The following is a 7,421-nucleotide window of genomic DNA, read 5'->3' as shown; positions in this document are numbered from 1 at the left end:
CGGTTGAATCCGATCCGGCGGGTCGCCTTCTCGAATCGCTGCCGGATCAGGTCGGCCCACAGGCCGCTGCCTTTCATGCGGGTCGCGAAGTCGGCGTCGTAGTCCTTGCCACCGCGCATCTCGCGGATGCGCGCCATGATGCGCTCGGCCCGCTGCGGGTAGTGAAGTTCGAGCCATTGCTTGAACAGCGGCGCGACCTCCCACGGCAGCCGGATCACGGTGTAGAAGGCGCAGCGCGCGCCGGCCTCCCAGGCGGCTTCAAGCACCTGCTCCATATCCTCGGTGACGAAGGGAATCTGCGGCGCCACGCTGACGCCCACCGGCACGCCGGCATCGGCCAGCGTGCGCAGGGTGCGCAGCCGCCGGTGCGGCGCCGCGGCGCGCGGCTCGAGCTTGCGCGCCAGATCGCCATCAAGCGTGGTGATCGTCACGTAGACCGCCGCCAGCCGATCGGCCGCCATCGGCGCGATTAGGTCGAGGTCGCGCTCGACGGCGCTGGACTTGGTGACCAGCGCGAACGGATGGCGGGTTTCCTTCAAGAGCGCGATCACCGAACGCGTGAGCCGCAGCTCGCGCTCGATCGGCTGATAGCAATCGGTGGCGGTGCCGATCGCGATCTGGCTCGGCCGGTAGGCCTTGCGGCCCAGTTCGGCGCGCAGCACCTCGGCGATGTTGCGCTTGGCGATCAGCTTGGTCTCGAAGTCGAGGCCCGGCGAGAGGCTCAGGTAGCTGTGCGTGGGCCGCGCGAAGCAGTAGATGCAGCCGTGCTCGCAGCCGCGATAGGGGTTGAGCGAGCGGTCGAAAGGGATGTCGGGCGAGTCGTTCTCGCCCAGCACCGACTTCACGTCCTCGAAGCGGACCTCGGTCTGAAGCGGCGGCAGGCCCTCGGCTTCGGCGTCGCCCTCCTCCAGCGTGCCCCAGCCGTCGTCGAAGGCGGCGCGGACATCGCGCTCGAAGCGATGCGGCAGGCGCGTGGCCGCGCCGCGGCCCTTGAGGGCGTGAACGGGGATGAAGGTGTCAGCCATGGTGCGCGTTGAATACTGGATGAAATCACAGTATTTCATCTTTATTCCGACCCTGTGCCCAGCGCGTGTTTCAACCCGGTGTCGCCGACCCTGGAGATTTCCTCTTCCGAGAAGGAACCTTCGTTCATTGAGATGGCCTTGTCGCGCAGACTTCCCTTCACGAGACTTTGCGCGCTGACCACTCCTGGCGAAGGCGCGCCCCTCGTGAAACCGCTAGCGCGCCCTTCCGACCTTCGAGCGCATCGAATGCGCTGCCGCCATCGTTCTTCCATGGCTGCTTTGCGGACTGGCGTACCTGCTGTTCCTTGCTCTCGAATTCACCTGAGGCACCGGGCTCACTTGACGGCGCAAGGTCCCGAGCTAAGCTGGAACCCTTCCACAAGCCCGCCATGCCCCGCCGCCCCGAAAACCTCTACCCTCAGTACCACGCCCACCTCTACTTCGGCCCCGACACGGTCGCCCAGGTGCGCCGGATCGCCGAAGACGCGGGGCGCGAGTTGCTGGTGGTGGTGGGCCGCGTGCACCAGCGCCTGGTCGGCCCGCATCCGCAATGGAGCTGCCAGATCGCCTTCGACGCCGCCGAGTTCGACGAGGTGATTGCCTGGCTCGAAGCGCACCGCGACGGGCTCGACGTCTTCGTGCACGGCGTCACGGGCGACGACTATCAGGACCACACCGCGCACGCGATGTGGCTGGGCAATGAATGGCCGCTCGACCTGCGCATGTTCCGCCGACCGGCCGTGTGAACCGGCGGCGCGCGCATCCCCTCAGAACTCGGCGTCGAGTTCGTCAATCTCCTCGGGCTCCTGCTTCGCCGCCTTGATCCACTCCTGCATCGCAGGCAATTCGATGATGCGGTTGCAGTAGCCGGCGCAGACGGAATCGAGCGTCACGTCGTAAGTCATGAAGCGGGTCACCACCGGCGCGTACATTGCGTCGGCGATGCAGGGCTGCTTGCCGAACAGGTAGGGGCCGCCGTAGGCCTTCAGGCATTCGCGCCAGATCGCGACCACGCGGTCGATGTCGGTCTGGGCGCGCGACCAGATCTTGAAGTGCGGGAACCTGGCCTTGACGTTCATCGGCAGCGAGCTGCGCATCGAGCTGAAGCCCGAATGCATCTCGCCGCAGATCGCCCGGCAATGGGCCCGGGCCTTGGCATCGGCGGGCAGCAGCCCGGCCTTGGGCTTGATCTCGTTCAGGTACTCGCCGATCGCCAGCGTGTCCCAGACCTTGACGCCGGCATGCTCGAGCGAAGGCACCAGCATCGAGGCCGACAGCAGCAGCATCTCGGCCTTCATGGCCGGATCGTCGGGCGGGATCACCTTTTCGCTGTAGTCGAGCCCCGCGAGCCGGCACATCAGCCAGCCGCGCAGCGACCACGCGCCGTAGTTCTTGCTGCTGATGGTGAGGACGGGTTTGGCCATGGGGGAGCTCCTGGGTCGCCGGATCGGCGCTGCAACTGTGCAAGCCCTGTGCCAGAACAGTGCGCCGCCCCGGCTTGGCCCGCAACTTGCCTACGGACAGCGCATGCTGTACCGGGCCTACCAAACACACACCGACCTGCTGTCGCCGTCCCGGCTCGCAGCCCAATACCTCGGCAGTGGCGTGTGGCAGGCCAAGTCGGACCGCAGCGCCGCCCGGCGCATCGGGGCGGCGCTCGACGTCTACGCCCACCTGCGGCTCACCCACACGCGGCCCGACTATGGAATCAATAGCGTCATGAGCGAGGGCGAGGAAGTGGCGGTGCAAGAAGAGGTGGCGTTGGTCGCGCCCTTCGGCACCCTGCTGCACTTCCGAAAGAACACCAAGGCGGTGCAGCCCAAGGTGCTGCTGGCCGCACCACTGTCGGGCCATTTCGCGACCCTGCTGCGCGAAACGGTGCGCACCCTGCTGCGTGACCACGACGTCTACCTGACCGACTGGCACAACGCCCGCGACGTGCCGCTATGGAACGGCGGCTTCGGGCTCGACGAGTACACGCTGCAGATCGTGAGCTTCCTCGAGGCGATCGGCCCGGGGGCCCACATGGTGGCGGTCTGCCAGCCTTGCGTCGCCACGCTGGCGGCGACCGCGCTGATGGCCGAAGACGACAATCCGGCCGCGCCGCTGAGCCTGACGCTGATGGCCGGGCCGGTCGACTGCCGAATCAACCCGACAGCGGTGAACAAGCTGGCGACCGACCGCCCGATCGGCTGGTTCGAGCGCAACCTGATCAGCCGGGTGCCGTGGCCGCATGCCGGCGTGATGCGGCGCGTCTACCCGGGCTTCCTGCAGCTCAGCGCCKTCATGAGCATGAACCCGGACCGCCACAAGCAGCAGTTCAGGAAACTCTACCGCCATCTGGTCGAAGGCGAGCTCGAGCAGGCGGCGACGATCCGCAACTTCTACGACGAGTACTTGGCGGTCAACGACCTGCCGGCCGAGTTCTACCTGGAGACGGTGGAGCGGGTGTTCCAGACCTACGACCTGCCGCGCGGCAAGCTCACCGTCGGGGAACGCAAGGTGAACCCCGCCGCCATCCGCCGCACCGCGCTGATGACGGTCGAGGGCGAGCGCGACGACATCTGCGCGGTCGGCCAGACCGTGGCGGCGCAGGACCTCTGCACCAGCGTGCGCCCCTACCTCAAGACCCACCACCTGCAGGCGGGCGTCGGCCACTATGGCGTCTTCAGCGGCAGCAAGTGGAACACGCAGATCTACCCGCGGGTACGGGAGATGATCCACACCGCGCAGGAATTGCACTAGACGGCATTAGCTGGCAGCCGGCACCAGCGCCTCGCGCAGATGCGCGATCAGCGCCTGCGACACTACGTTGCGCATCGGCCCGGGCAGGTAGACCAGCACGATGCGGCGCTCGATGTGGGGCCTGGCCAGGGGCAGCACCACCAGGTCGTCGTCACGCAGCGACGAGGTATAGAGCTGCGGCATCAGCCCGAGCGCCAGCCCGCCGCGCACCAGGGCGTAGAGCGTTTCCGAGTAGCTCACGCGATAGGGCTCCGCGCCCTGCACGAACTGGGCGCGGGCCGGATCCCCGAGGGCCGGCATGCTGCCGCTCTCGAACAGCACCAGGCGTTCATCGCCGATCGCCTCCCAGTCCGCGCCGCCGGCCGCCGCCAGCGGGTGGTCGCGCCGCACCACCAGCACCAGCGGATCGCGGAACAGGTCGACGCAAGCCAGCCCGCCCGGCGGCTCGGTGATGGCGGCCACGGCCAGGTCGAGCTGGCCGCTGCGCACTTCGGCCAGCAGCGCGTTCGAGGGGGCGTCACGCCAGTCGAATTCGACGCCGCGCGGCGCCTCGCCGGCGATGAAGGCGGCCACCGCCGCTGCGACGCGGGCGCTGGCCGAAGGGATCACGCCGATCCGAACGAAGGCCCGTCCGCGCTGCACCGTGCTCTCGATGTCGCGCAACGCGACCTCGAAGGTGTTGACCAGGTAGTCGGTGCGCGCGAGCACCTCGGCGCCGACCGGCGTGAGCGCGAGGCGATGGGTCGAGCGGCTCAGGAGCTCAGCCCCGAGCAGCTTCTCCATCTGCTTGATCGCATTGCTCAGCGCCGGCTGCGTGATCGACAACCGGCGCGCGGCGCGCCCGAACTGGCCTTCCTGCACCAGCACCGAGAAGCATTGGAGCTGGCGCAGCGTCAACGCGCGCAGGGGCAGGGAAGACATCGATCTGGCAATCAATTGAATGAATGAAATTATAGAAATTCAAAATTTTCCTTATTTCAAAGGCCTTTCTAGACTGACCGGCATGCGCACCACCGATACCACCGATACGGCCGCCCCGGGCACCCTCGAAGCCTTCCTGCGCGCGATCCCGAAGGTGGAGCTGCATTGCCATCTGTTCGGCACGGTCCGGCACGCCACCTTCACTGACCTGAACCGCCGCGCCGGCTCCCCGCTGGGCGACGACGAAATCGAGGGCTTCTACACCCGCGGCGAGAAGCCGGTCGGGGTGCTGCGGGTGCTGCGCGCGCTCGATGCGCAACTGGTGCGCAGTGCCGACGACCTGCACCGGCTCGCCTTCGAATATCTGCAGGATGCGGCCTCGCACCAGGTCCGCTACAGCGAGTTCTTCTGGAACCCGACGGGCACCGTGCACGCCTCCGCCATCGGCTACCACCAGGCGCAGGACGCGATCGTCAACGCCATCCACGACGCGCAGCGCGAGTTCGGCATCGCCGGCCGGCTGATCGCCGCGATCGACCGCGAGGCCAGCCCCGACGCGGCCGTCGAGATGGTGCAGTGGGTGACGCAGAACCGGTGCGAGGAAGTGATCGGCATCGGCATCGACTACCGCGAGGTCGACCGGCCGCCCGAACTCTTCCACCAGGCCTACCGCGACGCCCGGCGCGCCGGCCTCAAGACCACGGCCCACGCCGGCGAGTTCGGCATGCCATGGAGCAACGTGCGTACCGCACTCGACCTGTTGAAGGTCGACCGCATCGACCACGGCTATACCGTGGTCGACCGGCCGGAGTTCGCGCGCGAGTGCGCGGAGCGCGGCGTGATCTTCACGGTGGTACCGACCAACTCCTACTACCTGCGCACCTTGCCGCCGGAACGCTGGGCGCTCGACCACCCGATCCGCCGCATGCCCGGCCTGGGCCTGCGGATCCACCCGAACACCGACGACCCGACCCTTCACAAGGTCACGCCGACCGGGGCCTGGCTGATGATGGTGCGCGACTTCGGCTTCGATCTCGACGACCTGCGCGGCTTCATGCACAACGGGCTCGACGGCGCCTGGATCGACGACACGCAGCGCCGCCACTGGCGCAGCGCGTGGAGCGCCGAATTCGACGCTCTGCGCGCCGGCCTTTCCCAAGCCCCTTCCTCGCTCAACCCATGAAGAATCCCATCGCCAAGCCCTTGCTTCTCGCCTCCCTGATGCTGGCCGCGCTGCCCGGCGCCGCCCTGGCACAGCCGCCGTCCTGGCCCGGCGCGAAGCCGATCACGCTGATCGTCCCCTACTCGGCGGGCGGCAGCGTGGACTACAGCGCCCGCCTGGTCGCGACCAAGCTGGGCGAACGCCTCAAGCAATCGGTCGTGATCGAGAACGTGACCGGCGCGGGTGGCGCCATTGGCGTGGCCAAGGCGGCCAATGCGGCGCCCGACGGCTACACCCTGGTCGCCGGGCCGGACAGCGCGATCGCGATCGGCCGGCTCATCAACCCGGCCGCCTTCAAGTTCGATCCGCTCAAGGACCTGGCGCCGGTCGGCATGCTGAATACGGCGCCGATGGTGCTGGTCGCGCGCCCCGGCCTGCCGGTCAAGGACTTCGCCGACTTCGTGAAACTCGCGAAGGCCTCGCCCGGCAAGTACAACTACGCCACCTCGGGCGTCGGCACCGTGCTGCAGCTGGCGATGGAACTGCTGAAGGAGCGCAGCGGCATCTTCGTGACCCACGTGCCCTACCGCGGCGGCGCGCAGATCGCGACCGACGTGATCGGCAACCAGGTCGACCTGGCGATGCTGGTCAGCACCAGCGCCATCCCGCATGTGAGCGGCAACCGGCTGAGGGCGCTCGGCGTCACCAGCGCGCAGCGGCTGGCTGCGCTCCCGCAGCTGCCGAGCTTCGGCGAGATGCCGGGCCTGAAGGGCTTCGACATGGTGAGCTGGACCGCGGTCTTCGCCCCGGCCAACACACCGGCGCCGATCGTGAACCGCCTCAACCAGGAACTCAACGCGGTGCTGAAGGACCCCGAAGTGCGCGCCAAGCTGCAGGAGCAAGGCGCCATCCCCGGCAGCGGCTCGCCTGAGGACCTGGGCCAGTTCGTCAAAGCCGAATACGCCCGTAACCAAAAGATCGTGCAAGCCGCCAATATCAAAGAATGATTGACCGTCTCTCCCCGGCCGGCGCAGCCTGGCCGCCGCCGTCGCCCCCGGTAGGGGGTGGGCGCCTAGGGGCAATACTGTTCAGATACGTAACACGCGCAACGCCGGCGTCGGCTCATGTCTGCGGTGGAGCTCGGCGCCGCGACGGCGCACTTTGAAGTTGCTCATCTTGCGCTTGACCCCTCGCGGGTTGTGGCGGCCGCGGCTGCTCACGCAGCGGCCGCGGCCGATCTCGGCGAGCAGCGCGTCGCGCCAACTTCCGATGCGCTCAGGGGGGAACAGCCGCTGCTTGCGGCATTTTTCGCTTGATCACGCGCACGGCGAAGTGCGCCAGCAGCAGCCCCCACAGCTCCTGCTGTACCAGGTCCGGCGTCTTGCTGCGCAGCACGGTGCTGGCGCCACGCAAGTGCGTCTTGAACTCGTCAAACACACCCTCGATTTCCCAGCGCTCGTGGTACAGCGCCGCCAGCTCCAGGCCCGGTGCTTGATCGGCGTTGAGCAGGGTGGTGATCAATCGGTAGCTGTCTTCGCTAGGGGTGGCCGAGTTGTGCAGCGTGTACT

General features: G+C 67.8%; 8 protein-coding genes. 4 read left to right on the top strand and 4 right to left on the bottom strand.

Translation table 11 applies throughout. The annotated features are described in order from the left end of the window. A partial coding sequence (locus AC1DY5_RS34740) for a PA0069 family radical SAM protein (RefSeq protein WP_478118924.1) occupies nt 1–1,025 on the bottom strand: 1,025 nt, incomplete at its 3' end. 389 nt (nt 1,026–1,414) lie between these two features. Here AC1DY5_RS34740 and AC1DY5_RS34735 point away from each other — a divergent pair. Continuing rightward, the gene (locus AC1DY5_RS34735) at nt 1,415–1,771 is read left to right on the top strand and encodes a DOPA 4,5-dioxygenase family protein (RefSeq protein ID WP_478118923.1); all 357 of its coding nucleotides are present in this window, start codon (nt 1,415–1,417) and stop codon (nt 1,769–1,771) included. Nucleotides 1,772–1,792: 21 nt separating this feature from the next. Here AC1DY5_RS34735 and AC1DY5_RS34730 read toward each other — a convergent pair whose 3' ends face one another. Continuing rightward, on the bottom strand, nt 1,793–2,449 hold the full coding sequence (locus AC1DY5_RS34730; RefSeq protein ID WP_478118922.1) for a glutathione S-transferase: 657 nt from the start codon (nt 2,447–2,449) through the stop codon (nt 1,793–1,795). 103 nt (nt 2,450–2,552) lie between these two features. On the opposite strand from AC1DY5_RS34730, the gene AC1DY5_RS34725 reads away from it, so the two are divergent. Further along, a complete protein-coding gene (locus AC1DY5_RS34725; RefSeq protein WP_478118921.1) occupies nt 2,553–3,770 on the top strand; it encodes a polyhydroxyalkanoate depolymerase in 1,218 nt (405 codons plus the stop codon). A 6-nt stretch (nt 3,771–3,776) separates the two neighbouring features. Here the strand turns inward: AC1DY5_RS34725 and AC1DY5_RS34720 are convergent, their stop codons facing one another. Beyond that, nucleotides 3,777–4,691 carry a LysR family transcriptional regulator gene (locus tag AC1DY5_RS34720; RefSeq protein ID WP_478118920.1) on the bottom strand — a complete coding sequence of 305 codons (915 nt, stop codon included), beginning with the start codon at nt 4,689–4,691 and terminating at the stop codon, nt 3,777–3,779. An 82-nt stretch (nt 4,692–4,773) separates the two neighbouring features. Here AC1DY5_RS34720 and AC1DY5_RS34715 point away from each other — a divergent pair, with 82 nt between their 5' ends. After that, nucleotides 4,774–5,874 carry an adenosine deaminase family protein gene (locus AC1DY5_RS34715; protein ID WP_478118918.1) on the top strand — a complete coding sequence of 367 codons (1,101 nt, stop codon included), beginning with the start codon at nt 4,774–4,776 and terminating at the stop codon, nt 5,872–5,874. Next, nucleotides 5,871–6,860, top strand: coding sequence for a Bug family tripartite tricarboxylate transporter substrate binding protein (locus AC1DY5_RS34710; RefSeq protein WP_478118917.1), 990 nt, complete (start codon nt 5,871–5,873; stop codon nt 6,858–6,860). Before AC1DY5_RS34715 ends, AC1DY5_RS34710 begins: the two co-directional genes overlap by 4 nt. A 268-nt stretch (nt 6,861–7,128) precedes the next feature. Here the strand turns inward: AC1DY5_RS34710 and AC1DY5_RS34705 are convergent. Then, a partial coding sequence (locus AC1DY5_RS34705; RefSeq protein WP_478118916.1) for a transposase occupies nt 7,129–7,421 on the bottom strand: 293 nt, incomplete at its 5' end.

The sequence above is a fragment of the Variovorax sp. P4_D9 genome, from assembly GCF_056401695.1.
The sequence above is the reverse complement of the archived record's forward strand: the minus strand, read 5'-3'. Positions and strand labels throughout refer to the sequence as shown.